Consider the following 25,941-nt stretch of genomic DNA (forward strand, 5'->3'; position numbering starts at 1 on the left):
TGGGAGCCCGAGGCTCCGATGTGATCACCCCATGATGCGTCATGGGGTGGAAGAACATGGACGGCGCCCCTTAAGGGACCCCTGAGATTCCCCTGGGACCTCCTGGGACCCGCTGGGACCCGGTGGGGATCCTCTGGTCTGTCCCCCTGGTCGATCCCTAGTGCTCCCCGTCCGAACAGACGCCGGGAACTCCTGATCCGTTCCAGGAGTCGGTCAGGTAGGGACAATGTGCATGAGGTCACCGAACGGGTGGAGCGGATGGAACGCACGAAACCGGAAGAAGTGGGCGCCGAGGGGCAGCATGCCCGCCCGGGCGCCGCCGTGAACCCGGCGACGACCGCCCCCGGGCCGCCGGGCCGGGCCATGACGTCCTTCAGCCCCGCCGACGAGGAGAAACGCCGCGGTGTCCGCCGTATGAAGGCGACGGCGACCGGACTGCTGCTCTTCGTCGCACTGGTGTACGTCCTCGCCAAGTGGGCGTCGAACGAGGGCGCGGGCGCCTGGGCCGGATATGTCGCCGCGGCGGCCGAGGCGGGCATGGTCGGTGCGATGGCCGACTGGTTCGCGGTCACGGCGCTCTTCCGCCACCCGCTCGGCATTCCCATCCCGCACACCGCGATCATCCCCACCAAGAAGGACCAGCTGGGTGTGTCGCTGGGTGAGTTCGTCGGCGAGAACTTCCTCTCCGAGGAAGTCGTACGACAGCGGCTGCGCGCCGTCGGCATCGGCAGCCGGCTGGGCGCCTGGCTCGCCGAACCGGACCACGCCGACCGGGTCACGGCGGAGCTGGCGACCGCGCTCAGGGGAGCGCTGACCGTCCTGCGGGACTCCGACGTCCAGGCGATCGTCGGCGAGGCCATCACCCGCCGCGCCGACGCCCAGGAGATCGCACCCGGCATAGGGAAGATGCTGGAGAAGATCGTCGCGGACGGTGGCCACAAGCGGGTCGTCGACCTGGTCTGCGTACGCGCCCACGACTGGCTGGTGCTGCACGACGAGCAGGTCATGGACGCGGTGCAGGGCGGCGCGCCCGGCTGGACCCCCCGCTTCGTCGACAAGAAGGTCGGCGAGCGTGTCTACAAGGAACTGCTCCGCTTCGTCACCGAGATGCGCGACTCCCCCTCCCACCCGGCTCGCGGCGCCCTCGACCGTTTCCTCACCGACTTCGCCTCCGACCTCCAGTCCGACACCGACACCCGTGCGCGCGTGGAGCGGTTGAAGGGCGAGGTGCTGGGCCGCGGCGAGGTCCAGGACCTGATCGCCTCCGCCTGGACGGCCGTACGGTCCATGATCGTGTCCGCCGCCGAGGACGAGCGCAGCGAGCTGCGGCTGCGGGTGCGCGCCTCCCTGCTGTCGCTGGGCGCCCGCATGGCCACCGAGCCCAAGCTCCAGGCCAAGGTCGACAGCTGGGTGGAGGGCGCGGCGGTGTACGTCGTGACGACGTACCGCAAGGAGATCACCTCGCTGATCACGGACACGGTGGCGGGCTGGGACGCCGAGCACACCACCAAGAAGATCGAGGCCCACATCGGCCGCGACCTGCAGTTCATCCGGATCAACGGCACGGTGGTGGGTTCGCTGGTGGGCCTGCTGATCTACGTGGTGTCGAGAGCGGTGGGGGCGTAAGGAGCCATGCCCGGCGGTACTCATGCGAGACGCCCGTGAGTTGAAGCTCACGGGCGTCGGACGGAGGGACGGGCGGGCGGTCACGCCGGCCTTCGGCCGACGGGGCTCGGCCAGGGTCCCTGCGGTGGGGCTACTCGCCGGCCGCCCGGAAGTCCGCGCGCCGGCGTCGGGCGGACATCGCCCAGGTCGCAGGGGGGCAGGCTGCGGGCGAGGATGGGCGCGGGTCTGAGTACCGGGTACTGAGTACGCGTACTCTGTCGCCCGGCCGCCCGGGCGACAACCCTCGTACGCATGACCGAGAAGCTGCTCCGCCCTCTGCGAACGCGCCCCTGGCCGGAACGCTGGCTGACGCGCGTGCTCGGCGCCGCCCTCTCCTGCGCGGCGTACTTCCTCTGCCTCCCGTGGGATCTGAGCAACCGCCCCGAGGCGGAGAACTCGACCCTGGAGACGACCCCGGTGACCGGCCTGGGCGTCGTGTTCCTCGCCCTCGCCCTGCTGCTCCTGGCCGCCTACTTCGGCCACCGGGACGCGCTGGCCTGGCCATTGCTGCTGGTGGCGGTGCCGCCGGCGACGCTGCTGTACGTGTCGCTGCGCACGCACCCCGGGCCGCCGGACGGGTTCGCGAACGCGTGGCTGTTGTCGTGGGCGTTCTTCACACAGCTGATCGCGGCCGAAGTGTTCGTCGCGGCCGTGGTGGCACGGCAGTTCAGGCCACACTTGGCGGACGAGGACCTCATTCTGACCCACCGTCTGTGATGCGCGAGGACCTCGCCCCGGCCCACCGTTTCCGACGCGCGAGGAGACATCGACCATGACCGTTCGCAGGATCGTCCCGGACATCCAGGTCGAGTCCGAGCAGGCCATGACGGTCAGCCGGGACTTCTACGGCCTGCTCGGCTTCGAGGAAGTCATGCACCAGGGCTGGGTCATGACCCTCGCGTCCCCCGCCAACCCCACGGCCCAGATCAGCTTCCTCACCGAGGAGCGCACCGCCCCGGTCGTCCCCGACCTGAGCGTGGAGGTCGAGGACGTCGACGCGGTGTACGCGGAGGTGGTCGCGTCGGGCGCGGAGGTCGTACGGGAGCTGCGGGACGAGGAGTGGGGCGTACGGCGCTTCTTCGTACGGGATCCGAATGGGCGCGTGGTGAATGTGCTGGGGCATCGGGGGTGAGCCGCTGCCCGGCGGAGAGGTCCGGCCACTGCCCGCCGTGGAAGTCCGGTCACTGCCCGCCGTAGAAGTACCGCGTGCCCTTCTCGATGAAGTAGTTGGCGTAGACGCGGCCGAGGGCCGGCTTGCCGCGGTACATCCCCACGTACTGGCGTGCGCTGTCGACGACGACGGGCCGGGTCATACAGGCGAACTTGATGCGCTGCTGCTCCTCCGCCCACCGTACGGCGGCCGGATCGACCCGGTCGCTGACCAGCAGGGGGAAGGCGCCGACCCCGTTCTGCATGCCGACGGGAAGGCCGCCCTTGGTGTCCTTGGCGTACTTCATCACCTGGTCGGTGAAGTCGGAGATGGCGGGCACGGTTATCTCCGGGACGGCCGCGGCCACCGTGAACAGGTGCAGCTTCGTGGCCATCCAGCGCATCCGGAAGTCGCCCCGCCGCCCGATGAGCACGGGCACCCCGGCCCAGTCCTCCCACCGTGTGGCACATCCGTCGGCTGTCAGCCGGCCCTCCACCGAGGCGAGGTAGGCCCGCGGTGCCGCTTGCTCTTGCTGTCCTTGCTGTCCGTACATGAGACGGGATACTAAGCCCCCGCCGGCCATCTCCTGATCCCGCGTGCGCAAGCCTTCTAGGCCCCCGTCGTGGACCCCGGGCGCACGATCATCAGGACGGTGACGGCGGCCCAGAGCAGGTTGAAAATCCCGGTGAACATCGCCAGCTGAACGGTCGCCGCGCGGTCCCCGGCCCCCTCCAGGATCGCGCTCTGCCGGGGCAGCACCAGCGCGGCGAGGACGACGGCCGCGAGGGCGGTCAGCGCGATCGAGACGATCAGCCAGGTGTCGCCGAGCACGCCCATGTTGCTCGCCGTAGCGAACCCGAAGACGGGGACGACGACGCCGACAGCGGCGTACACCTGGCAGATGCGGTACAGCAGCCGGGTGGTCGCGAGGGCGTCCACGTCGTCCGGTGCGGCGAGGGCCTTGCGCGCGATGGGCGGGAACATGCTCGCGGCGACCGCGACGGGCCCGACGGCGACGATCGCGGCGAGGACGTGAACGGCGAGGAGGAACTTGGTCACGGGGTGACGGTAGGGGCGGGGCGGATCTTGGGGAAGTGGCGGTTTTGCCAGGAGCCAACGGATTCTCGCCACGAGGCTGGACATGGCCGCTGCTGCCTTTGTGGCCTTCCAGCGCCTTTAGCAGTGCTGACTGGAACCCGTCGTACACCTACCCTCTAGCCATGCACACCGTGGCCGTACTGGCGCTCGACCAGGTCATCCCGTTCGACCTCTCCGCCCCGATCGACACCTTCGGCTGGGCCCGGCTGCCGGACGGCCGGGCGGCGTACCGGGTCCGGGTCTGTTCGGCTTCGGCGGGCGAGGAGGTGAGCGCGGGCCCGTTCGCGCTGCGCGCCCCGTACGGCCTGGAGGCGCTGGCCGAAGCGGACACGATCATCCTGCCCGGCGTCGCCGACCCGACCGCCCCGCTCCCGCCGGGCGTGGCGGAGGCGGTGCGCGCGGCGGCCGCGAACGGCACGCGGATCGCGTCGATCTGCGTCGGCGCCTTCGTCTTCGCCGCCACCGGCCTGCTGGACGGGCTGCGCGCGACCACCCACTGGGTCGCGGCCCAGGACCTGGCGGCCAGGTACCCGAAGGTGACCGTCGACCCGAATGTGCTGTACGTCGACAACGGCCAGTTCCTCACCTCGGCGGGCGCCGCCGCGGCCCTCGACATGTGCCTGCACATGATCCGCAAGGACCACGGTTCCGCCGTCGCCGCGCATGCCGCCCGGATGTCCGTCATGCCGCTCGAACGGGAGGGCGGCCAGGCCCAGTTCATCGTCCACGACCAGCCGCCGGTACCGGCCGGCACCGCCATGGAGCCCCTCCTCGCCTGGCTGGAGGAGAACGCGGGCGACGACCTGACCCTGGAGGACATCGCCGCCCACGCCGGCATGAGTACCCGTACGCTCAACCGCCGGTTCCGCGAACAGACCGGCACGACGCCCCTCCAGTGGCTGCACCGGGCGCGGGTGCGGCGCGCGCAGTACCTCCTGGAGACGACCACGTATCCGGTCGAACGCATCGCGGCCCAGGCGGGGTTCGGCTCGCCGACGGCGTTCCGGGAGCGGTTCAAGCGGGTGGTGGGGACGAGTCCGTACGCGTATCGCAGGGCGTTTCAGGGGGTGGGAGCCTCGGGGTCGGCCGCCGCGGCCTCGTAGGCGCGCAAGGTGTCGATGACCAACTGCCGCTGATCCGGGGTCAGCGGTTCCAGCGCGCGGCGCCAGGCGGTGGCTCCGCGCGACAACCACGCGGAGATGGACGGCCGTTGGGCATCGGTGATGCTGACGATGCGCCGCCGCCGGTCGGCCGGGTCCTCCCGCCGCTCCAGGATCCCCTTCCCGCTCAGCTCGCCGACCATGAGGCTGACGGTCGTCGGCGCGACCTCCAGGCGGGTGGCCAGGTCGTTGACGGTCAGGGGTCCGTCGAAGAGCAGGTACGACAGCAGGGAGAGGTGCCGGGGGGCTAGCGCGAGCGACTGGAGCTCCTCGGGTACGGGGATGCGCTTGGCCCGGCCGACCATGCGGGGCATGAGGAGGAGCAGCGCTCTGACGGCGTCGTCGACGCTCGTTGACATCGTCCATCCCTGGAATTAGCTTTGAGTGCAAAGAGACTTTGTCTTCAAAGATGCTTTGCCTTCAAAGGGAACCTGCCGTCATGTTAGCGATGCGCGTGAAGCGATGCGCGTGAAGCGATACGCGGGAACGGAGAACGGTCATGCCGCACCTCACTGTGCAGATCCGCGAAGAGGCGCTCGACGGATCGGTCGAGCCGAAGCTCATCCGGGCGCTGACCGAAGCGGTGGCCGCCGTGGTCGGGGAGTGGGCGCGCCCGGTCGCCGTGGTGGAACTCCTCGGTGTCCCGGAGCACCGCTGGGGCACCGGCGGCATACCCGGCCGGGCGCCCGCGCCGGTCGTCACGCTGAACATGCGCGAGGGCGGACTGACACACCCCCGGATCCCCGACGCGCCCGCGCGGCTGATCGGCTCGCTCACGGAAGCGGTGGTCACGGTCTTCGGCGAGGCCGTACGGGGGGATGTGACCGTGCTGATCGTGGGGGTGCCGGCGGGGCGGTCGGGGGTCGGCGGCGAGGTGGTGTGACGCCGGCTGGGCCGACCGGGCTGACCGGGCTGACCGGGCCGAGTGGGCTGACCGGGCCGGGTGGCCGCTCAGGACCGGCGGTCGGCCACGGCCCACGAGGCGAGGGCGACGGCTCCGGCGACACCGAAGACGGCGGGCCAGGCGCCCACCTTCTTGGCGAGCGGGTGGGACCCGGCGAAGGCGGCGACGTACGCGACGGTCAGCGCCCCGGCGGCCTTCCCGCCGGCCTGCCGCCGCCACTGCTGCGCGGCCGTGGCCCCGGCGGCGGCGAGCACGACCCCGCCCAGCTGCCGCTTCTTGGTCCAGCGGGCCACGCCGTACCCACCGATGAGCCCACTCGCGGCCACCGCCGCGGCCGGTACCTTCGCCATTACTGCCTCCCGCTGCTGCGCGTCAGTCGAACGAATCGAGGCTAACGCGCCCGCGATCGCCGACGGACGGCCACCCTCTCGTGCTCTCGTGTGCGCGGACTTGAGCCGAGGCCTGTCAATTTCTCTCCCGGGTCTTTCGAGGGCGGCCGGAGGAAGGTTGCCCCTAACCTGACGTCATGCCTGAGCCCGAGCCCGAGCCCGAGCCCGAGCCCGAGCCCGATCCCGAGCACGAGCCCGAACTCCCCACGGTGGCACGCTTCTACGACCAACTCGCGGCCGACTACCACCTCGTCTACGCCGATTGGGGCGCCAGCATCTCCCGACAGGGGAGAGCCCTGGACGCGCTGATCCAGACCGAGCTCGGCATCGACGGCGCCTCGGCCGACGCGTCGGCCGAAGCCTCGGTCCTGGACTGCTCGTGCGGCATCGGTACGCAGGCCATCGGGCTCGGCCTCCAGGGCCACCGGGTCACGGGTACGGACATCAGCGTGTCGGCGGTCCGCCGTGCGGTCGGTGAAGCGACTCTGCGGGGTGTCCGCCTGCCGGCCGCGGCGGCGGACATGCGCCGCCTTCCCTTCCCGGACGGCCAGTTCGATGTCGTCGTGAGCGCGGACAACGCCCTTCCCCACCTGCTCACTGCGGAAGACGTGCGCACGGCACTGACCGAGATGCGGCGCGTGCTGCGCGCCGGGGGACTACTGATCCTCAGCACCCGCCCGTACGACGAGATCCTGCGGGCGCGGCCCACCTCGACCCCGCCGCAGATCGCATCGTCGCCCCAGGGCAGGACCATCACCTTCCAACTCTGGGACTGGCACGAGGACGGCGAGCGCTACGACATGGAACACATCCAGCTCGTCCCCGAGGGGGAGGGCGCAGAGGATGCGGAGCCCGCGGAGCCCGCAGAGCCCGCAGAGAGCTGGCAGGTTCGCGTGCGCCGAACCACCTACTGGGCCCTCACCCAGCGGCAGTTGACCAGCCTCGCCGCCGAGTCGGGATTCATCGGCCCGCGATGGATGCCTCCCGAGAGCACCGGCTTCTTCCAGCCCATCCTCATGGCACGAGCCGGCTGACCTCTATCGCTGACCGTGGCGTACGTCGCCGCCTTCGCCGGGTCCCTCCCCGGGGCACCCGCGGTCGCCGCGGGCTTCTCCGTACCGGCCGTCCGCCTGCAAGGCGGCACCTTCGCCATAGGCGGCGCCGACACCCTCGCCTACCCCGAGCGCCTGGCTGGGGCTGGAACTGACGGCGGCGAAGGGCGAGGGGTGCGGTCCAAGGCGAAGGGCTGATGGAGCGGGGTTGGCTGGCCGAGACGGCGAGGGGTGTTCATGCCTCAGCGGTCAGCTGGTTGACCTGTCGGCCGGCTGCTCGTCAGGGCTCGCCATCGGAGGCATCGCGGGATCGGCTGCCCGGAGCTGGCGCCAGTGCGTGCGGTACAGCACGAAGTAGACGGAAACGGCCAGGGCGCACACCTGCATGCCGACGCCAAGCGTCAAGAAGGATCGCTCGCCCGACAAGAGGTTGCTCAGGTAGCCGAAGTTCATGCCGAAGAAGCCAGTCAGGAACGTCAGCGGCAAGAAGATCACCGAGGCGATGGCGAGTTTGTTGATCACGAGGTTCTGCTCGTCAGCGACGAGAGAGGCGTAGGTGTCGGCGGCCCGCCGGGTTTCGTTCTGCAGAGACTCGATGTCCAGCATCACCAGCTGCACGGCGCGCTCGTGCATGCGGTTCAGCGCTCGCCGCTCCTCCGAGAGGTCGCGATTCGCCATCCTGCGACGCATGAGGAACTCCTGTGCGACCGCGGCGTAGGGAAGGAACGCACGGTGCAGCTGGGCTGCGCGCCGTCGCAGATGGGCGAGACGATGGACTTGCTGCGGCTCCCGTCGCTCGAACATCGCCTCCTCGATGTCCTCTACCTCCAGGAGCGCTTGGGCGGTGGCCAGGCGAAATGCCTCCAGCACACCCTGCAGAAACAGGAACACCGTGGTCGCCGCGCCGGCTGGCATTTCCTGTGGCAACCGCTCGATGAAGGTGTCGATCAGTCCGACGGGTCCGTGGTGAACCATGACGAGGTGGCACTCGCTGGCGAGAACGTGGACATAGATGATGTGGTTACCGTCGATCACGGGCACGACGCATCCGGCAGCGCCCTCGTGGTACTCGGCCCGTACAGGTTCATGTTGTCTGCCGAGCCACTCCCAGGCCTTGTCATCCAGCCCGAGTCGACGGGAGAGCGGCTGCTCGTCGGGCGGGGGCTCTTCGCCCTGGTCGATGTCCACGATCACGAAACCGGGGGCTGCGAGTTGCTCCCGGGCCTGGGACAACGCTGTGCGAGCGACGACGCCCTCCGGCATCGACACCACCGATACGATCATGTCCCTCACCGAGGATGACGATGTGCTGCCAGAAAGACGGGTACACCCGACTCCCCGCTTACTCTTCCCGACCGCGCTCCGCGAGCAACGCAAGCGCCTCAGCCCCTGGAAGTCCAGCGCCCACCGGCACGCTACCGCTCGAGGCCGCGCGGGCAACGGTCCTGGCCGCCAGGCTCGCGGACACACGGGCGACATCACCCGGTTCCCCCATCTCCGGTGCGTTTCCCACCCACTCGGAACCCACCACTACCCATCCCCGCTGTGACTACGTTGGACACAAGGTGCCTCAGCGCAATGCCGTGACTCTGTTGGCGATCTTGTGAGTCCGTTCGGCATCTCCGGACAGCAGACCTAGGGCTGTGGAGTCGTCGCGGTGGAACCCGCACCGGCGGTCGGAGAGGCGGATGCCGGAGGGTAACTCGGGTGCAGCGAGGCGGAGAGCGGAGCCAGCGAGGCACACAACGAGGTGGGGAAAGCGGGCTCTTTGCGCTGCACGGCCTGGCAGCCTCCGGCCGCGCCTTCGGCGATCGGCACCCAGCCGGACTTCTCCGCCCGGAAGAACCACCGGTCACCCAGCCGGGATGAGCAGCCGGGTTCTGCCGGGTCGTCGCAGGCCGGTCCCGTGCGCCACGAGAAGTCCAGCACCAGCCACTTCCCGTCGCAGTGCTCCGAGTCCCGGTATGTGTGATTTGGCGCATCGACCGCGATCAATGCCTGCTCGTAGGAGCCGGTGGTGCAGCCGGTGGCCGGCGGCTGACAGCCCAGTTGCCCGCACAGCCGCAGCGCGGGGAGCTTCGCGCCGTCGGCGGTGAACTGCGTGTAATTGTCGACGACCACTTCCTGATCGCCCAACGGCTGGGGCAGCTTGACCCGCGCCGTGGCCGTGCTCTCCTTCGTGCACCCGGAGCGCCTGTCCGACGACGGCGAGGAGAAGGTGATCTGAACCCGCACGAGATCCGACACGGGGTCGGTGAGCACCGCCTTGAGGTCCCGCACACATGGGTGTTCGCCACTGGGCACCTGCGCGTCGAGCATCAGCGTGCGACGGTCGTCGGAGAGACGGGCTCCGGTGACCATGGAGGGCTGCATCGTGCCCCAGGGCAACGCCCCGGTCGCCGACTGCGACGCTGACGACTCTCCTGTTTGACCGGCTACCTGTGTTCCGCACCCGCCGAGAAACAGCACGGTGATGGCGCAGAGCAGAGCGGTTACGCCTGCTCCACGCGCTCTATGTGACCGCAAGAGTGCTCAATCCCCCCGCACTGGACCGAAGTTGCGCCACGCCAATATAGAACTGTGGCCGTGACACGTCCCGCGAGCCCCGCCACTTCCGGCACCCGGCGACGCGGAGACCCCCACTCCCACCCCCGCTTTCGAGCGGGGCCTCCGCTGCTACTGAGGTCACAACTCCACTGACTGAAGCAGCCGTTGTCGACCAAGCTCAATCAAGGCGGCCGCAGCCTCTGCCGTGCACAGATCACCGGCGTACCGCGGCGCCGCCACCCAGTACGTCCCAGGCGGCGTACGGCGGTCAATGCGCGGCACACCCAAGTAGATGCCCCGTCCCAGGCGCGGAGCGACCTCTTCGTGGGCCCAGGCGAGGTCAGAGTTCCACTGGACCAGGGCGTAGTACGTCGCACCCGCGACCCGGCGGTCGTAGACGATGGGACCGTCAAGTAACTCCACCAGAACTTCCGCCACTTGGTCTGCGCTGCCGGATCCGACGGCAGCGTGAACAACATCCATGGTCATCCGTACCGCGGCGAATCGCTTCCCTAGCGGCAGCAACGCGACACCGTGCGTGGCCCACTCCGTCCACACCTGGTGCGGTGCCGGGTGCTCTCTGGTGAGCCACTCGGCGATCGCCCTCTCGCTTGCCTGCTGCGCGTCGTCCACGGCGTGCACCTCTCGTCAACAGCGGTCGGCTGGTGAGACTCAGCCTGTACGCACGGATGGTTCGATTCGAGGACTTCAAAGGGTCATCAAGAGGACATCCGCAGGGCGTTGTTGGCACCTACGGGTGATGGAGGGCCGTATACCGGACTTACTGTGGGCAGGCACTGCAGTCTCTTCGAGGAGGTGCTGCTCATGCCCCGTCCCACCGGCAATGTCCGCTTGAAGGCCGCTCGCGTGGCCGCAGGCTTCAACTCGCAACAAGGTCTGGCCGATGCCTTGTCCCATGCGGCCAATCAGATCGGCATTCGCGGGTTGTCCATCGGCGTACGACAGGTCCGGCGCTGGGAGTCGGACAGTCCTCCGTGGCCGCAACCGGATTGCCAGCGGGTGTTGGCCCACCTGCTGGGCCAGAGCTTGGAGTCACTCGGCTTCACTCCTCCTTGGGGCCCCGACGGCACGCAGCCCGACCGCGTCCGTCGGGCCCTCGTGGCGGGCGGCGCGGCCGCTGTCGGGCTCGCGGCCGTACCCGAGCAAGCAGTCGCCCTGACGCAACAACCATCCACCGCCGGTGCGGACTTCGAGGCTGTGACACGGTCGCACCGTCGGCTCTACTGGTCCGTCGCTCCGGCCAAGCTGCACCCGGCCGTATTGGCCCACGCGACACTTGGATGCGCGCTGCTCCCGGAGACAGCGGGCTCCACTCGTCGCACCGTCGCAACCGCTCTTGCCGAGTCCTATCTCCTCGCGGGACGAATCGACTTCTTCGATCGCCGCGAACCCAGCAGCGCGAGCGACACACTCCTGCTGGCTCTCCAGGCTGCGGGCGAAGCGGACAACCCACTGCTCGGATCGGGGATCCTCGCGCACATGGCGTTCATCCCGGGGTGGGCGGGCGATCGCGACGCGGCACTGGAGCGGATGACGGCGGCACGTACGTATGCCCGCCGTGCGCCCGCCTCCGCCGAGTTTCTCGCCTGGCTCGACGCCGTGGAGGCCGAGTGCGAGACGCGGTGCGGCAACACGCGCACCGCGCTGCACCTGATCGGGCACGCCGAGGATGTCCTCGCCACCGGCAACGTGCACCCCTCACCAGAGTGGATGGACTGGTTCTCCCCGGCCCGACTGGCGGCATTCAAGGGCAACACGCAGCTGATCGCCGGACATCTCCCTCAGGCGCGCGAGACCTTGCTTGGCGTCCTGGAGGACATGCCGGCGAGCGAAGACAAGCAGCGCAGCGTCGTATTCGGAGATCTGGCTGCTGTGGAGGCCGCATCAAGGAACCCGGAGCAGGCGTGTGAGTACGCCGGGCGCGCTCTCGATCAGTTGGCCCTCACGTGGTACGCCACTGGCATGGATCGTGTGCGCGAAGTACGACGCGCGCTCGCGCCGCACCAGCACGAACGCTGCGTGCGAGATCTCGACGACCGGCTCTACGGTTGGTCGACGACGGTCAGCGCGCTGAGCCGTTGAAGTCGATGATGAGACCGGACAGTTCGAGGAGGCTGTCGACACGAAACGTCGGCAGCTCCCGAGCTTCGTGGGTGTTCCACTGAATCGTGCCCCAGGGGCCGCGGCGCACGAGCGCGGTATGCATCCCCGCCTCGACCGCAGGCCGGATGTCGTTGTCGCAACGGTCCCCGACGTAGAGGATCTCGTCGCTCTCGAAGGGCACCACCGCGGCTACTCGCTTGAAGAACTCCGGATCGGGCTTGCTGGCACCCCAGTCGTCCGACGTGCCGATCAGATCGACGTCATTGGAGAACAGCGACCGAAGGATGCGTCCAGCCCTGACGGTCTGGTTGCCCGCGATACCAAGCCACAGCCCATCGGCCCGAAGCTCGGTCAGAGCCGACCGGACGTCCCCATACAGGTCGTCCTCCCCAAACGTCTCGGCCTGCCCTGCGGCAGCCCGCTCCTCCCTCTCCTCATAGAGATCGAAGCCCGGCCGGAACTCCTGAAACGTCTCGCGGTAGTCCCGGCCTTGGGCGATGACAGCGCCGAACATCGCGTGAAACGTGTGCCGAGGCACCCCCAGCCAGTCGGCCCATGTCCCGTACTCACGGGTCTCGTCCACGAGACACTCACCGACGTCGAACACGACTGCGCGAATCATGGGGGCAGGGTATCGGCGGTGCAGCCGCGCTCGGAAGCAACCCTCTAACTATGCACCGGTGCCATTTGAACGTGACGCGTCTAACGAGGACTGAGCTCCTACCATGCGTGATGATTTCGATGGTAAGAAAGGTATTCTTCGCTGAGCTTATGCTCTGGATGAGTTCTTAGAGTGGTTTGAGCCCCTGTTGTTCGGTCCATGACCGTCAAATTCGGAGCTATCGTCAACATTCCAAAATCGAATGCTACGTGGTGGTTTGGGCAAAGGCATAGAACATTGTCGGACTCGTCTGGTCCATCATGAGGGCGGCCAAGCGGGCGAATGTGTGCGGCCTCGGCATAGGATCCCGTCGGGGTCTTAATGCATAGACCGCAGACTTGGCAGGTGTGTTGATGTATTCCTTTGACCCAGTCGGCGATCTTCGTGCTTCGGATTGTGCGCTGAACTTGGGTGCTTCTGCGGCCGGGTTGAGAGTTACCGGTTGGCGGGGGTGAGGTGAGAGTAGGTGGGGATAGCCGGAGTGGGGGGTTGGTGGCTTCTTTGAGCGAATCTATAGCTCGAAGCCTGTAGCGCCATATGAGGAAGTTGGATATGCCTGGCTGGGACCAGTAGTCTTCCACGCGATAGAGGCCATCATAACGAAGGCCGGATTCCGGTGCGTGAACGGAGTGCTTCCCGGCCCCGCGTATCACACGGACCGGCCTCCCGGAAGCCATGCTGTTTACCAGCGATGCGTTGCCGCGGGTCAGGTCTTGGTTATGGGTGTGACGACCCTCGGTCTGGCCGCCTTGCCCCGTATAGATAATGATGTCGCCGAGGTCCTCGTCGTCGGGATAACCCCCCGACACGACGATCGATTTCGCTTCCTCTTTTTGCTTCCCCCAGATCCCGCCCTGTATGGGGCGATGAAGATTGGCGGAGGCGAGTTCCCTGCGATCCTGGAATGTCGTGCCCAAGGGAATATAGGGAGGGTGCCCAAACCCATCAAATGCCTCCTTCTGGAGGCCAACATCTATGAGGATGTTTTGCCACTCGTCGTGCGGAAAATACTGCTGTAGTAGTACGTAAACAGCGCTTTCGCGAAACGTTTCGTCATCCGCCAGTAGATCGTAAAGATGCGACTCTAGACCCCCCTGCGGGTTCTGCTCGTCAAGCCACGATTGCAGGGCTGAGCCTCGGGCCTGAGGTATCTCGCCCTGGACTCCCTCAAGCTTCCATACATCTGATCGATGTAGAGCCACGAATGGGTACTGTGGATCGGGCGTTGAACCGGGGCGACCGTGCCGTTGCAGAAGTTTGCGTAGAGTTCGCTGAGAATCGCGCCAGGGTGTGAGCCGACCCTTGCGCTGGTATGCCCTCCCCATGGCCCAAAGCAGCAGTATGGGCTGATGGAGAGCTGGTTCACCTGACGATCTATCGACGCGTAGTGACTGTAAAGCGTTCAAGTAACCTATGGTGCTGGAAGTGGGGCCGTCAGGCACGGTGAGTGTCCTCCGCGGGGGATAAATAGCGAACTGTTGATGCCATCTGACTAAGCGGTTCCGTGACACTCCCCATAAACCCGCCCAGACCCACACCAACAAGCCACCCCCCGCTGCGGCGGCCAAGCCACAGCCCGCCCCCGCGCCGCCAGCGTCGTCGCATACTGCGGCAGCAGCGTCGCGTCGGCCGGGGAGGACGCCTCCGAGGCGGCGAAGGCCTCGTACGACGGCACAGTCCCCGTCACGATCCCCAGATTCGGTGTGCCGGAAGCCGCCAGCTCCCTCAGCGACGCCTCTATGGTCGCGAGGTGTTCCTCGTGGGTCGGGTACTCCGAGGACAGGGGCGGGTACGCCGTCAGCAGTTCTGTCAGTTCGTTCGTCGGCCAGTGCAGGACCGCCACCGGGAACGGGCGGGACAGGGCCTCCCGGAACGTGCCCAGCTCCGCGCGCAGGCGGCTGATCTCTGCCTGGAGTTCCGCCGGGTTGTCCGAGCCCAGGGACCAGACGCGCTTCGGGTCGTGGAGTTCGTCCAGGGGGATCGGGGAGGAGTGGAGGGTGTCCGCCAGGGTGTCCCAGTCGTCGTGGGGGACGCCCAGCATGCGGCGGACGCGGTGGCGGCCGAAGAGGAGAGGGTGGGTGGAGTAGGGGGGTTCCGAGACGTCTGCGAGGAGGAGCGTCGCCGCCTGCGTAAAGGTGTCCTGCGCCGCTTCCAGCTCGTCGTGGGATTCCAGCGCCTCCGCCACGATCACCCAGGGGGCCGGGTCGCGGGGAGCGGAGGTGCGGACTCCCTCGATGATCGCCCTCGCCTCCGCCTCGTGGCCGTACTCCCAGAGGTTCGACGCCTTCAGGGCTCGTACCAGGTGGGGGTGGTCCAGGGGAGCCGAGGACGACAGCAGACGGTCGTAGAGCGCGGTCGCGCCTGGGCGGTCTCCGGCCAGTTCGAGGTGGGCCGCGGCCTGCAGGAGCAGGTGTTCGGCGTCCTCGGGGTAGAGGCCGGCAGTCCGCTCCAGGCGTGCTGCTTCGGCGTTGTGGTCGACGTGCTCGGCAGACGTGTCGGGGCGCATGGGTGACACCGTACTGCCGTTGACCGTCAAAGAAGAGAGATGCGCAGGCCACAGGGGGCGGGAGTCCCCGGGGGCATATTCCGCCCGGTTGCCCCGCCCCGCTCACGCGCTCCCCGGACCATCGTTCACGCCCTCCTAGGACCAGCGTTCACGTCCACCTAGGACCGGCGTTCACGTCTACCTAGGACCAGCGTTTACGTCCTCCCGGACCACCGCACCGTCCCCTAGACCACCACGCCGTCGATCTGCAGCGTCTGCACCGCCCCCGCCGCGAACGGCACGGCGACCGACTTCCCGCTCAGATACGAGTCCGAGTGCGCCGCGTACAGGTCACCCGTGCCCGCGGTGACCGTGTTCCAGCGGGGGACCAGGCCGCTCGTGCCGCCGGCCACCGTGGTGAAGCGGGAGAGGTCGAAGGTCAGGGTCTGGGAGGAGGTGGACTTGTTGGCTGCCACGATCACCAGACGTTTCGCCGTCGCGTCGTAGGCCGCCGCCGCGTAGTCCACTCCCGTGTCGACGATCGTCATGCCGGGGCGGATGTGGCGGCTGAACTGGGCCAGTACGTAGAGCTTCGTCTCGACCGCCCCGGCCGTCAGGGTGCTCGCGTCGTACTTGATCACTCCCCAGCCCGCGGTCGGGTCCATCACCTGCCAGTAGACCCAGGCGGTCGGGTGCAGCCAGCGGAAGTCGAGGAGGAGGTTGCTCGCCATGGTGAGGCCGGTGCCGTCGCCGTCGCCGTACTCGGAGTTCCACAGGCTCTTGCCGGACGTGGTCACGGCGTCCGTGTAGAGGAGGTCGCGGCGGCCGCCCGAACCCTGGTAGCCGTGTACGTTGACGCGGTTCACGTAGCCCTTCGTCGTCGAGCTGAAGGAACTCCACGTCGTACGGGCCAGGTCGTAGCTCGTCTCGTCCGACGCCGAGATCTTCGTCGCCGTCAGGCCGCGCTTGTCCAGCTCGCTGCGCAGGTACGGGAGGACCGCCGACTGCACCGAGGCGTCCATGTGGCAGCCCTCCTGGGTGCCCGTCGCCGTCCACCAGCTGGAGCTCGGCTCGTTGAAGGCCTCCACCGTGGAGAAGCTCACGCCCCAGTTGTTCTTCGCGTACAGCGCCACCGCGGCCAGGTGCGAGGCGTGCTGGCGGTAGTTCCAGGACTGGAGGTTGTTGCCGCCGCCGGACGCGCCCGACGGGTTGTGGTTCAGGCACATCCACCACATCGGGGAGTTGGCGAACAGCTCGCTCGTCGCGCCCCGTGCCGTCGCCTTGGTGAGGGCGGCCCGCTGGGTGGCGTCGGCCGTCCACTTCCAGGCCGAGGAGGTGGGGTCCTCGTTGTTCCAGTCCTGCCAGTAGCCCTCGATCTGCTTGAAGGAGGGGATGTTGGCGGAGGCGACCATCGATTCGCCGCTCACGCTGTTCGAGCTGCACGCGCCGAGGTTGTAGCGGGCGATGTTCAGGCCCAGGCCGGGGAGCGAAGTGCCGTTGTACGTCGTCGACTTGGTGGTGAAGAAGAGGTCGGCGAAGTCGTCCCGGGCGCCGAACACGTTGGCCCACCACGCCAGCGACGTGCCCCAGCCCTCCCATTTCCCGTACGTCGTGGCCGGGTTGACGGCGATGGTCGCGTCCGCGCGTGCGGTGCCCGTCGCCAGGGCGCTGCCGAGGAGCGTACCGCCCGCGGCCGCCAGCAGTGATCTGCGTCGGATCATGGCTTCTCCGTCCCGCCCAACTTCCGGTCGTCCCACCGGAGTTGGGTCGTCAACTCAACGCCGGTCGTCCCGCCGGCGGTGGCCTGTCCAGCTGATGCCATCAGGAAGCATCGGGTGTGACGTGTGAGGTTGTCGAGGGTTCTGACAGCCCTTTCTAAAACCGGTGTATGAAGCCTCCCCGAAGGATCACCGATGGATCGCCGAACGATCCTCGAAGGTTCCCCGGCATGTGGCCCGTGGCAGGAGGCTTACGGGGCTGGTGAGTTGAAGAGGCAGCCCTTATCGTGCGGGCCCGGCGAAGGAGGCGTACGCATGCGGGTTTCCGTCGTGCAGCACAGCACCCGGCGGTGGCGGGCCCGGCGGCGGCGTGCGCTGTGGACCGGGGGTGAGGTCCTCGTCACCGTCGGGGTCGTCCTCATGCTGCTCGTCGTCCACCAGCTGTGGTGGACCAACCGGGAGGCCAAGCGGGGCGCCGAGCGGAAGGTCCAGGCGCTGGAGCGGGAGTGGGGGACGGGAGCCGATGGGGATGGCGGGGGTGTTTCCGCTGGCTCAGGTACGTCCGAGACGCCGTCCCCGTCCCCGTCGGCGGAGGCCCCCGGCGGCAGCAGCGGGAGTAGCGGCAGCGGTCGGCGGCAGCGGTCCGCCACCACTCGTGCGTCCCAGCCCAGCTGGTCCCAGGCCTACGCCATCCTCACCATCCCCCGCCTCTCCCTGCGCGTCCCCGTCGCCGAGGGCGTCAGCAAGCAGAACGTCCTCAACAAGGGGTACGTCGGCCACTACAAGGGAACCCAACAGCCGGGCCAGGCAGGGAACTTCGCGCTCGCGGGGCACCGGAACACGCACGGCGAGCCGTTCCGGTACATCAACAGGCTGAAGCGTGGGGACACGGTCGAGGTCGAGACCAAGGCCGCCGTGTACACGTACGTCGTCGACAAGACCCTTCCGCAGACCTCGGCGCGGGACAGCGGGGTCATCCGCAGGGTGCCCCGGAGTACGGTCCGGCCGTCGTACGGGTACAGCGCGCCCGGGTTCTACATCACCCTCACGACCTGCACCCCCGAGTACACCTCCAAGTACAGGCTCGCGGTGTGGGGGAAGCTGCGGTCCATGAGGCCTCACTAGAGCCGGCCGGCCGATGCCTAATGGCCGGGCGGGCGCGGCGTCCTCACCGCCGGCCCCTTCCCTTGCGCGTGCAGCAGCGCCGCGAGTTCGTGCTGGGCCACCGCGTCGCCCGCTTCGGCGCGCTCGCGGTACAGCGCTTCCGCCTCGGCGTAGCGGCCCAGCGTCACCAGGCACCCGCCTAGATCCCGCCAGGAGAAGCGGTGCCCGAGGTCGATCGCGAGGCGGTACCACTCCACGGCGGTCACCAGGTCGCCGTCCCGCCGTTTCCAGAAGCCCAGTTGACCGGCGGCCCGTGCGCTGCCCGCCCGCGCCATGCCGGCCACCAGGTCCTCGGCCTCGGCCACCCGTCCCGATGCCCAGCAGCGCATTTCCTGGGCCATGGTGACCAGCCAGTCGGGGTCCTGCCTGACCTGCGCCTCGCGGCGGAGCCAGTGCTCGGCCTCCGCCTCGTAGCGAGCGTCCGTGTGCGCGAGCCTGCTGGCGGTCCAGGCCAGCTCGCGCACCGCGTCCAGGTGACCGGCCTCGGCCAGCGGCACGAGCCGGCGCTTCGCTTCCTCGCGGCGGCCCTGCCGCAACAGGTCGCTGCCGAGCCGGAATTGAGCGGAGGCGTCGCCGTCCGCTGCCGATGTCGCCATGGGCGGCACCCTATGGCTGAGGGGGCGCCCCTCGGCGATGGCCCCCGGCGATGCTCCCCGTGACGCCCCCGGGTGATGCCCCCCCGGGTGACGCTCCCGTTGCGGCTGTCCCCGTCAGGCCGGTCAGGCCGGTAAGGCCCGTCCGCCCGTCAGCCCCGCTCCCGAAGCACCAGCACACTCACCGCCGCCAGCATCGCGAGCCCGGCGGAGACACCGATCGCGATGTCCGCGCCGTGTGCGAGCCCACCCGTGGAGGTCACCAGCGCGATCGTGAGGGCGACGCCCGCGCAGGAACCGATGTAGCGGAACGTCTGCTGAGCCCCCGACCCCATCGCGGCCCGCTGTACCGGCACGGACTCGACCGCGAGCAGCGGCAGCGCGGCGTTCAGGAGGCCGCTGCCCACGCCCGCGATGACCAGGCCGGGGAGCAGCCGGAGCCAGGAACCCGCGTCCACGGCACCCAGCATCGCCAGGACCCCGACCGCGTGGAGGGTGAAGCCGAGGGTCAGTTGGTGGCGCGGTGAGACCCGGCCCGCGAGGCGCCGGGCCTGGAGGGCGACCGTGAAGGAGAGGCCGGACCAGAGCAGGAACAGCCACGCCGTGTCCATCGCGGACAGCCCGAGCGTCCGCTGGAGCAGTGCCGGCAGGAAGCTGAACAGGCCGATCACCGCGAGGCCCGTGAAGAGTCCGCCCGCGGACGAGGCGAGGAAGCGGCGGTGCCGGAGCAGGCCGAGGTCGATCATGGGCGTACGGCTGCGGCGCTCGACGACGACGAACGCGGACGTCAGCACGAGGAACGCCAGCACCAGGAGCCCCACCGGTGCGCGCAGCCAGCCGTCGCGGCCCAGCGTCAGTGCCGCGACCAGGGACACCAGCGCGAGGCCGAACGTCAGCGCCCCCGCCAGGTCGGGACGGCCGCCCCGTGGCGCGCGGGACTCGGTGAGTGCCCGGGCGCTGAGCAGAGCGACGATCAGCGCGGCGGCGCCCAGCACCGCGTACGCCGCCCGCCAGTCCCACCCCGCTATCGCGCCCGCGATCAGCGGGCCCACCGCGATGCCGCCGCTGACGAAGGCGCCCCAGACGCCGGTCGCGTGCAGGCGTCCGCGGGGGGTCGGGAAGGCGTGCACGATCAGCCCCAGGCTGCTGGCGAGGATCGCCGCGCTCGCCGCGCCCTGCGCGATACGGGTGAGGGTGAACAGGAGGGTTGAGTTCGCGAGCGCGCCCAGTGCCGTGGTGATGCCGAGCGCGACCGTGCCGGCCAGGAAGATCCGGCGGCGGCCGTAGTCGTCCGCGAGGCTGCCGGCGACCAGGAGCAGCGCGGCCAGGCCCAGCGGGGTGCCGTTGAGCAGCCAGGCCTGGGCGGAGACCGAGGTGTGCAGGGTGGCGACGGTGTCGGGGAGCGTGACCATCGGCGCCGTGTAGGTCATGAGGGCCACGGCGGTGGCGGCGCTGGTCAGGGCGAGGGTGGGGGCCGCGCGCGGGGTGTCCGCGGCCGAGGGTGCGGAGGCGGAGGGCGCGTCGGAGGAAGTCGGGTGCGTGGTGGTGGCGGTCCGGTCGAGCCCGGTCATGGCCTGCCCTTTCGGAACGGGTGGAACGGGTGGAGGGAGAGATGGACGCGCGGTGGGTTCGGTCATTGAACCCACTCACTGGCTCGACCGTAACACCCTAGGTTCGTTCACTGAACCAAGAAGTCGAAAAGTGGCTACAGTGGGGGCATGGCTCTGGGCAAGGACTACGCGACGCAGGAGTGCTCGATCGCCCGCGCGCTCGAAGTTGTCGGCGAGCGCTGGACGCTCCTCGTCATCCGCGACGCGCTCTACGGCGTACGGCGCTACAACGACTTCCTGGGCCACCTCGGCATCCCGCGCGCCGTCCTGGCGGCCCGTCTCCAGACGCTCACCGCCGAGGGCATCCTCGAAAAGCGCCGCTACCAGGAGTCGCCGCCGCGCGACGAGTACGTCATCACCGATCGGGGCATCGCGCTCTGGCCCACCCTGCGCTCGCTCGGCCTGTGGGGCCGCGAGCACTTCAGCGAGACCCAGCTGCGCGTCTTCCGCCACGCGACCTGCGGCACGGAGCTCGGCCCGTACGGAGAATGCTCCGTCTGCGGAACCGTCGTACCCGTTCCGGACGTCGAAATGGTGCCGGGCCCCGGGCTCGATCCGGACCCGGCGGATCCGATCAGCCGGGCACTGCTCAAGCCGAAGCGGTTGCTCGAACCGATCGCGATCGAGACGGATTCGGCGAAGCTGGTCGCGGCGGATCCTGTATAACGGCAGGACGTGCGGAGACGAATGCACGTGCGAGACACGAGAGGCGAGAGGAGCAGCGATGATCCGTAGCTGGGCGAACATGCGTCCCGCCGCCGTGCTGCTGCTTCTGCTCCTTGAGGTCGCCCTGCTCGACACCGGCAGCCTCTCCGCCGCCGTCGCCGTGGCGTTCACCGCGACCGCCGCGGCCGGTTCCGCGCTCGCCGTCTGCGCCCTCATCGGCTCGCGCTGCGCGCCCGCCGTCCCCCGTACGCGGGTACGGACGGCCCTCCGCGACCGTGAGCACCGTACGGCGTTCCTGCCCCAACGCGATCCCGACGCATCGGGGCGTACGCGCCCCCGAGCCCCCGGGCGTGCCCTCCTGACGGCCGCCGCGTAGGGACTCTCCGGATCTCCGGATCTCCGGATCTCGGGATCTCCGTAATTCCGTAGCTGGACCCCTGCGTGGGGCCGTCATGCCGCATTCCGTAACCCGGCACGACGAGACCCCCGGAGGGTTCACCCATGTCCACGTTCATGTCCGCTTTCGCGAGCCTGGTCGAGCAGCTCGCCGATCTGCTCCAGCCCTTGTTCCACGCCTCGGCGGCGGCTGCCGCGATCGTCCTGTTCACCGCGCTCGTACGGCTGCTCGTGCATCCCCTGTCGCGGGCCTCGGCGCGCGGACAGCGTGCCCGTGCGGCGCTCCAGCCGCAGATCGCGGAGCTGCGCAAGAAGCACGGCAAGGACCGTGAGAAGTTCCAGAAGGCGCTGATGGAGCTGCACGCACAGGAGAAGGTGTCGCCGCTGTCCGGATGTCTGCCCAGTCTGTTCCAGATGCCGGCCTTCTTTCTCCTCTACCACCTGTTCTCCAGCTCGACGATCGGCGGCGAGGCCAACGCCCTGCTCGGGCACAAGCTGTTTGCCGCACCGCTCGGCGGCCGGTGGGCGGACGCGCTCGGCGACGGCGGGGTCTTCGGGGCGCAGGGCCTCGTCTACCTCGCCCTCTTCGCTGTCGTCGCGGCCGTCGCCGCCTTCAACTACCGGCGTACGAAGCGGATGATGGCGACGAGCGCTCCGGTGGCCGTGGCCGATGGTGAGCAGGTGCCCGGGCTCGCCTCGGTCAACAAGCTCATGCCGTTCATGTCCTTCTTCACGCTCTTCACCGTGGCGGTGGTGCCGCTGGCCGCCGCGCTGTACGTGGTGACGAGTACGACGTGGAGCGCGGTGGAGCGGGCGGTGCTGTACCGGGACATGCCCGGCGCGGGGCCCGCGACGGCGGCCCTCGTCTGAGCTCGGCCCCTGGCCGCCTCGGTTCCCTGACCCCGGCCCCTGGCCCCGGCCGTTGGTTACGGTCCAGTCCGTGAACGGGGTATTGCGGACTGGACGCCGAAATTGGAGGATCGACCAGTCCTCCGATGGCTGCACCCATCGGTCGACCGCCCGCGATCGAGGGAGATTGTGATCATGAAGCTGCTGCGAGTCGGTACGGCTGGGTCGGAGCGGCCCGCGCTGCTCGACGCCGAGGGGACTCTCCGGGATCTTTCGGGCATTGTCCCGGACATCGACGGGGCGCTGCTCGCCGACGACGCGGCGCTCGGCCGGATCCGCTCCGCCGCCGAGGCCGGTGAGCTGCCCGCGCTGGACGCGACCGGGCTGCGCGTCGGGCCGCCGCTCGCGCGCATCGGCAAGGTCGTGTGCATCGGGCTGAACTACCACGACCACGCCCGCGAGACCGGCGCCGAGCCGCCCGCCGAGCCGGTGATCTTCTTCAAGGCCGCGGACACGGTGGTCGGCCCGAACGACACCGTGCTCGTACCGCGCGGCTCGGTGAAGACCGACTGGGAGGTGGAGCTGGCGGTCGTCATCGGCCGTACGGCCCGCTATCTGGAGTCCCACGAGGAGGCGCTCGCGCATGTCGCCGGGTACGCGGTGGCGCACGACGTCTCCGAGCGCGAGTTCCAGATCGAGCGCGGCGGCACGTGGGACAAGGGGAAGAACTGCGAGACGTTCAATCCGCTGGGGCCGTGGCTGGTGACCGCGGACGAGGTGCCGGATCCGCAGAACCTGTCGCTGCGGTTGTGGGTCAACGGTGAGCTGAAGCAGGACGGCACGACCGCCGAGCAGATCTTCCCGGTGGCCGAAGTCGTGCGGTACGTCAGCCAGTTCATGACCCTCTACCCCGGTGACGTCATCAACACGGGTACGCCGGCGGGGGTTGCCCTCGGGCAGCCCGAGCCGAAGCCGTTCCTGCGGGCGGGGGATGTCGTGGAGCTGGAGGTCGAGGGACTCGGGCGTCAGCGCCAGCAGTTCAAGGACGCCTGAGCCCCCCCGACTTCAGATCAGGAGGTCGGCTAGCCTGCGCCATGCCTCCCGCTGCAATCCGTCCCTCGGGCCGCCGTCCACCACCTGGATCGCCACATGGTCCGCACCCGCCTCGTGGAAGGCGTTGATGCGGTTGCGGATCCGGTCCTCGTCGCCCCATGCGTACAGCGCGTCGACCAGGCGGTCGCTGCCGCCGTCGGCCAGGTCGTCCTCGGTGAAGCCGAGGCGCAGGAAGCTGTTCGTGTAGTTGGGGAGGGAGAGATACATGGCGAGGGCCTCGCGGGCCAGGGCGCGGGCACGGGTCGGGTCCGTCTCCGGGACGACCTTGAACTCGGGGGCCAGCAGCGGGGCCTCGCCCAGGACCGCGCGGGCCTGGGCGGTGTGCTCGGGCGTGACCAGGTAGGGGATCGCGCCCGCCGCCCGGTCGGCGGAGAGTTGCAGCGTCTTCGGACCGAGGGCCGCCAGGACCCGGCGTTCCGCGGGGACCCCGGCCGCGTCCAGCGCGTCGAGGTAGGCAATCAGGGCCGAGTACGGGCGGCGGTACTGGTCCGCGAGCTTGGCGTGGCTCACCCCGAGGCCGAGCACGAAGCGGCCGGGGTGGGCCGCATCCACCTCGGCGAAGCCCGCCGCGCTCGCCTCGGCGTCGTACTGCCAGATGCTCTGGATGCTGGTGCCGACCGTGAGGCGCGAGGTGGCTTCCAGCAGGGGTACGGAGTGGTGGGCGGCGCTGCTGCCGCCCAACCAGACGGCTCCGTAGCCGAGCTGCTCCAGCTCGGCGGCGGCCTCGGCGATTTCAGCGCGCTTGGCGGGGTCCTCCGAGCGGAGTCCGACGCTCCAGATGCCGTAGCGGCCGACTGCTTCCTTCAGGGCGGTTGTCATCGTTCCGTTCCCTCCGGGTGGGTGTCGTTCCATGATCGCTGTCTCGTACGACGATCCCAACCGGAGGGTTCCTCGAGTTAATCCCGCCGGTGCTGTTCGGCCAGGAACTGCTCCAGCGCCTCCACCACGAGGCGGTGGTCCTGGAGCTGGGGCAGGCCGGAGACCGTGACCGTGCCGATCACGCCGACGCCCTCGACGTTGATCGGGAACGAGCCGCCGTGTGCCGCGTACACGTCGGGGTCGAGACGCGAGGACTCCTCGAACGTCGTGCCCTTGGCGCGGAAGCGGGAGCCGACCAGGAGTGAGGAGCAGCCGTAGCGGTCGACGACACGGCGCTTGCGGTCGATCCAGGCGTCGTTGTCCGGGGTCGATCCGGGCAGCGCCGCGTGGAAGAGCTGCTGGCCGCCGCGGCGGATGTCGATGGCGACGGGGGCGTGACGGTCCCTGGCCATCTCGACGAGGCGTGTGCCAAGGGTCCAGGCGTCGTCGTACGTGAAGTGGGGGAGCGTCAAGCGACGCTCCTGCTCCTCGAGGTCGGGGATCTCCGGCGCGTTCACAGGGACACCACCACTCCCTCGCGGGCGGAGCGGCGGGCCGCCTCCAGGACGTCGAGGGCGGCCGCGGCCTCGTGCGCGGTGACCGGGTTGGGGGCTCCGTCGCGGAGGGCGGCGGCGACGGCCGCGTAGTACGCGGGGTACGCGCCGGGGAGCGTGGGTTCGGGTCGGCCGCCGCCGGTCAGCGGGGACTCTCCGGAGCCGACGCGCCCCCACAGGTGCTCGGGCTCGACACCCCACTCGGCGACCGAGCCGGCGTCCGGGCCGGGCCGCTTGCCCTCGCGGAGGTCCGCCTCCTGCGGGTCGAGGCCGTACTTCACGTAACCTGCCCGCGAGCCCAGGACGCGGAAGCGCGGGCCGAGTTGGGCGGTCGTCGCGGAGACGTAGAGGTGGGAGCGCACCCCGTTCGCGTGCGTGATCGCGATGAACGTGTCGTCGTCGGTCTGCGCGCCCGGGCGGCGGATGTCCGACTCGGCGTACACCGAGGTCGCGGGGCCGAAGAGCACGAGGGCCTGGTCTACGACATGGCTGCCGAGGTCGTAGAGGAGACCTCCGATCTCTGCCGGGTCGCCGGACTCGCGCCAGCCGCCCTTGGGCTGCGGGCGCCAGCGCTCGAAGCGGGAGTCGAAGCGCTGGACGTCGCCCAACTCGCCCTCGGCGAGCAGCTTGCGGACGGTCAGGAAGTCGTTGTCCCAGCGGCGGTTCTGGAAGACGGAGAGCAGGAGGCCGCGTTCGTCGGCCAGGGCGGCCAGCTCGCGGGCCTCCGCCGCCGTACCGGCGAGGGGCTTGTCGACGACGACCGGGAGACCGGCCTTGAGGGCGGCCGTCGCGATCGGGACGTGGGTCTTGTTCGGGGACGCGATGACGATCAGGTCCAGCTCGTCGGCGCGCGCCCACAGCTCGTCGGGTGTGGCGGCGAACCGGAGGCCGGCGCCGAACTCGGCGCGGGCCTGCTCCTGCCGCTCCGGGCTGGACGTGACGACCGTGTCGAGGGTCAGCCCCTCGGTCGCGGCGATCAGCGGGGCGTGGAAGACGGAGCCCGCGAGGCCGTAGCCGACGAGGCCCACACGGAGGGGAGTACCAGTCATGCCTGTCATGGTCTCTACTTTCGCAACGCTGTTGCCAAAGTGCAAGCGCGGGGGACAATGGTGGCGTGAACAGCAGTGATGGGGAGTCGGGCGTGGGGGTGCCGGGAGCGGTGCGGGGACCGGAGGTGCCTGGGAC

At 69.3% G+C, this 25,941-nt stretch carries 29 protein-coding genes; 13 read left to right on the forward strand and 16 right to left on the reverse strand.

The genetic code is table 11. The features are described from left to right. Positions 1-258: 258 nt before the first annotated feature. From OIC96_RS30005 to OIC96_RS30015, 3 genes are all read left to right on the forward strand, one after another. Positions 259-1,626, forward strand: coding sequence for a DUF445 domain-containing protein (locus OIC96_RS30005; protein WP_406501682.1), 1,368 nt, complete (start codon positions 259-261; stop codon positions 1,624-1,626). A 291-nt stretch (positions 1,627-1,917) separates the two neighbouring features. After that, entirely contained in the window at positions 1,918-2,382 is a 465-nt protein-coding gene (locus OIC96_RS30010; protein WP_330304866.1) for a hypothetical protein, read from the forward strand. A gap of 55 nt (positions 2,383-2,437) precedes the next feature. Further along, positions 2,438-2,797: a VOC family protein gene (locus tag OIC96_RS30015; protein WP_330304865.1), complete on the forward strand. Its 360-nt coding sequence runs from the start codon at positions 2,438-2,440 to the stop codon at positions 2,795-2,797. A 49-nt stretch (positions 2,798-2,846) separates the two neighbouring features. Here OIC96_RS30015 and OIC96_RS30020 read toward each other — a convergent pair whose 3' ends face one another. Both OIC96_RS30020 and OIC96_RS30025 read right to left on the reverse strand, forming a co-directional pair. Beyond that, a complete protein-coding gene (locus tag OIC96_RS30020; protein WP_330304864.1) occupies positions 2,847-3,368 on the reverse strand; it encodes a levansucrase in 522 nt (173 codons plus the stop codon). A gap of 56 nt (positions 3,369-3,424) precedes the next feature. Continuing rightward, entirely contained in the window at positions 3,425-3,874 is a 450-nt protein-coding gene (locus OIC96_RS30025; RefSeq protein ID WP_330304863.1) for a hypothetical protein, read from the reverse strand. A gap of 161 nt (positions 3,875-4,035) precedes the next feature. Here OIC96_RS30025 and OIC96_RS30030 point away from each other — a divergent pair, with 161 nt between their 5' ends. After that, positions 4,036-5,016: a GlxA family transcriptional regulator gene (locus OIC96_RS30030; protein WP_330304862.1), complete on the forward strand. Its 981-nt coding sequence runs from the start codon at positions 4,036-4,038 to the stop codon at positions 5,014-5,016. Here OIC96_RS30030 and OIC96_RS30035 read toward each other — a convergent pair. Beyond that, positions 4,974-5,432: a MarR family winged helix-turn-helix transcriptional regulator gene (locus OIC96_RS30035; protein ID WP_330304861.1), complete on the reverse strand. Its 459-nt coding sequence runs from the start codon at positions 5,430-5,432 to the stop codon at positions 4,974-4,976. The genes OIC96_RS30030 and OIC96_RS30035 overlap by 43 nt on opposite strands. 140 nt (positions 5,433-5,572) lie before the next feature. On the opposite strand from OIC96_RS30035, the gene OIC96_RS30040 reads away from it, so the two are divergent. After that, the gene (locus tag OIC96_RS30040; protein ID WP_330304860.1) at positions 5,573-5,956 is read left to right on the forward strand and encodes a tautomerase family protein; all 384 of its coding nucleotides are present in this window, start codon (positions 5,573-5,575) and stop codon (positions 5,954-5,956) included. Between the two features lie 68 nt (positions 5,957-6,024). Here the strand turns inward: OIC96_RS30040 and OIC96_RS30045 are convergent, their stop codons facing one another. Continuing rightward, a complete protein-coding gene (locus OIC96_RS30045) occupies positions 6,025-6,327 on the reverse strand; it encodes a hypothetical protein (protein ID WP_330304859.1) in 303 nt (100 codons plus the stop codon). A 176-nt stretch (positions 6,328-6,503) separates the two neighbouring features. On the opposite strand from OIC96_RS30045, the gene OIC96_RS30050 reads away from it, so the two are divergent. Together OIC96_RS30050 and OIC96_RS30055 are read left to right on the forward strand one after the other, a co-directional pair. Then, complete coding sequence (locus OIC96_RS30050) at positions 6,504-7,400, forward strand: class I SAM-dependent methyltransferase (RefSeq protein WP_330304858.1); 897 nt, start codon at positions 6,504-6,506, stop codon at positions 7,398-7,400. 15 nt (positions 7,401-7,415) lie between these two features. Then, complete coding sequence (locus OIC96_RS30055; RefSeq protein ID WP_330304857.1) at positions 7,416-7,616, forward strand: hypothetical protein; 201 nt, start codon at positions 7,416-7,418, stop codon at positions 7,614-7,616. 51 nt (positions 7,617-7,667) lie between these two features. On the opposite strand, the gene OIC96_RS30060 is transcribed toward OIC96_RS30055, so the two are convergent. The 3 genes from OIC96_RS30060 to OIC96_RS30070 all read right to left on the reverse strand — a co-directional run bounded on the left by OIC96_RS30060 (position 7,668) and on the right by OIC96_RS30070 (position 10,598). Further along, positions 7,668-8,702: a magnesium transporter CorA family protein gene (locus OIC96_RS30060; RefSeq protein ID WP_330304856.1), complete on the reverse strand. Its 1,035-nt coding sequence runs from the start codon at positions 8,700-8,702 to the stop codon at positions 7,668-7,670. 351 nt (positions 8,703-9,053) lie between these two features. Beyond that, positions 9,054-9,779: a hypothetical protein gene (locus tag OIC96_RS30065; RefSeq protein ID WP_330304855.1), complete on the reverse strand. Its 726-nt coding sequence runs from the start codon at positions 9,777-9,779 to the stop codon at positions 9,054-9,056. 324 nt (positions 9,780-10,103) lie between these two features. Then, positions 10,104-10,598 carry a hypothetical protein gene (locus OIC96_RS30070; protein ID WP_330304854.1) on the reverse strand — a complete coding sequence of 165 codons (495 nt, stop codon included), beginning with the start codon at positions 10,596-10,598 and terminating at the stop codon, positions 10,104-10,106. A 192-nt stretch (positions 10,599-10,790) separates the two neighbouring features. On the opposite strand from OIC96_RS30070, the gene OIC96_RS30075 reads away from it, so the two are divergent. After that, positions 10,791-12,068 carry a transcriptional regulator gene (locus OIC96_RS30075; RefSeq protein ID WP_330304853.1) on the forward strand — a complete coding sequence of 426 codons (1,278 nt, stop codon included), beginning with the start codon at positions 10,791-10,793 and terminating at the stop codon, positions 12,066-12,068. On the opposite strand, the gene OIC96_RS30080 is transcribed toward OIC96_RS30075, so the two are convergent. From OIC96_RS30080 to OIC96_RS30095, 4 genes are all read right to left on the reverse strand, one after another. After that, a complete protein-coding gene (locus tag OIC96_RS30080) occupies positions 12,049-12,711 on the reverse strand; it encodes an HAD family hydrolase (protein ID WP_330304852.1) in 663 nt (220 codons plus the stop codon). The two genes, OIC96_RS30075 and OIC96_RS30080, sit on opposite strands and share 20 nt — an antisense overlap. A gap of 98 nt (positions 12,712-12,809) precedes the next feature. Continuing rightward, a complete protein-coding gene (locus OIC96_RS30085; protein WP_330462174.1) occupies positions 12,810-14,075 on the reverse strand; it encodes a YDG/SRA domain-containing protein in 1,266 nt (421 codons plus the stop codon). Positions 14,076-14,242: 167 nt separating this feature from the next. Beyond that, positions 14,243-15,256, reverse strand: coding sequence for an SEC-C domain-containing protein (locus OIC96_RS30090; protein WP_330304851.1), 1,014 nt, complete (start codon positions 15,254-15,256; stop codon positions 14,243-14,245). A gap of 224 nt (positions 15,257-15,480) precedes the next feature. Further along, positions 15,481-16,956: a beta-1,6-galactanase gene (locus tag OIC96_RS30095; RefSeq protein WP_330304850.1), complete on the reverse strand. Its 1,476-nt coding sequence runs from the start codon at positions 16,954-16,956 to the stop codon at positions 15,481-15,483. Between the two features lie 312 nt (positions 16,957-17,268). Between OIC96_RS30095 and OIC96_RS30100 the strand changes: the two genes are divergently transcribed. Continuing rightward, complete coding sequence (locus tag OIC96_RS30100; protein ID WP_330304849.1) at positions 17,269-18,078, forward strand: class E sortase; 810 nt, start codon at positions 17,269-17,271, stop codon at positions 18,076-18,078. Positions 18,079-18,095: 17 nt separating this feature from the next. On the opposite strand, the gene OIC96_RS30105 is transcribed toward OIC96_RS30100, so the two are convergent. Continuing rightward, positions 18,096-18,713 carry a hypothetical protein gene (locus tag OIC96_RS30105; protein ID WP_330304848.1) on the reverse strand — a complete coding sequence of 206 codons (618 nt, stop codon included), beginning with the start codon at positions 18,711-18,713 and terminating at the stop codon, positions 18,096-18,098. 149 nt (positions 18,714-18,862) lie between these two features. Continuing rightward, the gene (locus OIC96_RS30110) at positions 18,863-20,281 is read right to left on the reverse strand and encodes an MFS transporter (protein WP_330304847.1); all 1,419 of its coding nucleotides are present in this window, start codon (positions 20,279-20,281) and stop codon (positions 18,863-18,865) included. Positions 20,282-20,428: 147 nt separating this feature from the next. Here OIC96_RS30110 and OIC96_RS30115 point away from each other — a divergent pair, with 147 nt between their 5' ends. The 4 genes from OIC96_RS30115 to OIC96_RS30130 all read left to right on the forward strand — a co-directional run bounded on the left by OIC96_RS30115 (position 20,429) and on the right by OIC96_RS30130 (position 23,284). Further along, positions 20,429-20,986, forward strand: a complete 558-nt coding sequence (locus OIC96_RS30115; protein ID WP_330304846.1) for a winged helix-turn-helix transcriptional regulator — start codon at positions 20,429-20,431, stop codon at positions 20,984-20,986. A gap of 58 nt (positions 20,987-21,044) precedes the next feature. Beyond that, the gene (locus tag OIC96_RS30120; RefSeq protein ID WP_327428994.1) at positions 21,045-21,362 is read left to right on the forward strand and encodes a DUF6412 domain-containing protein; all 318 of its coding nucleotides are present in this window, start codon (positions 21,045-21,047) and stop codon (positions 21,360-21,362) included. A 125-nt stretch (positions 21,363-21,487) separates the two neighbouring features. Beyond that, complete coding sequence (locus OIC96_RS30125) at positions 21,488-22,252, forward strand: YidC/Oxa1 family membrane protein insertase (RefSeq protein WP_330304845.1); 765 nt, start codon at positions 21,488-21,490, stop codon at positions 22,250-22,252. A 174-nt stretch (positions 22,253-22,426) separates the two neighbouring features. Then, positions 22,427-23,284 carry a fumarylacetoacetate hydrolase family protein gene (locus tag OIC96_RS30130; protein WP_330304844.1) on the forward strand — a complete coding sequence of 286 codons (858 nt, stop codon included), beginning with the start codon at positions 22,427-22,429 and terminating at the stop codon, positions 23,282-23,284. Between the two features lie 12 nt (positions 23,285-23,296). Here OIC96_RS30130 and OIC96_RS30135 read toward each other — a convergent pair whose 3' ends face one another. The 3 genes from OIC96_RS30135 to OIC96_RS30145 form a co-directional block, all read right to left on the reverse strand. Beyond that, positions 23,297-24,163: an LLM class F420-dependent oxidoreductase gene (locus OIC96_RS30135; protein ID WP_330304843.1), complete on the reverse strand. Its 867-nt coding sequence runs from the start codon at positions 24,161-24,163 to the stop codon at positions 23,297-23,299. 77 nt (positions 24,164-24,240) lie between these two features. After that, a complete protein-coding gene (locus OIC96_RS30140; protein WP_330304842.1) occupies positions 24,241-24,720 on the reverse strand; it encodes a heme-degrading domain-containing protein in 480 nt (159 codons plus the stop codon). Next, a complete protein-coding gene (locus tag OIC96_RS30145; protein WP_330304841.1) occupies positions 24,717-25,814 on the reverse strand; it encodes a Gfo/Idh/MocA family oxidoreductase in 1,098 nt (365 codons plus the stop codon). Before OIC96_RS30145 ends, OIC96_RS30140 begins: the two co-directional genes overlap by 4 nt. Between the last annotated feature and the right edge of the window lie 127 nt (positions 25,815-25,941).

The organism is Streptomyces sp. NBC_00775 (assembly GCF_036347135.1).
GTDB classification, from domain to species: Bacteria; Actinomycetota; Actinomycetes; order Streptomycetales; family Streptomycetaceae; genus Streptomyces; species Streptomyces lutosisoli.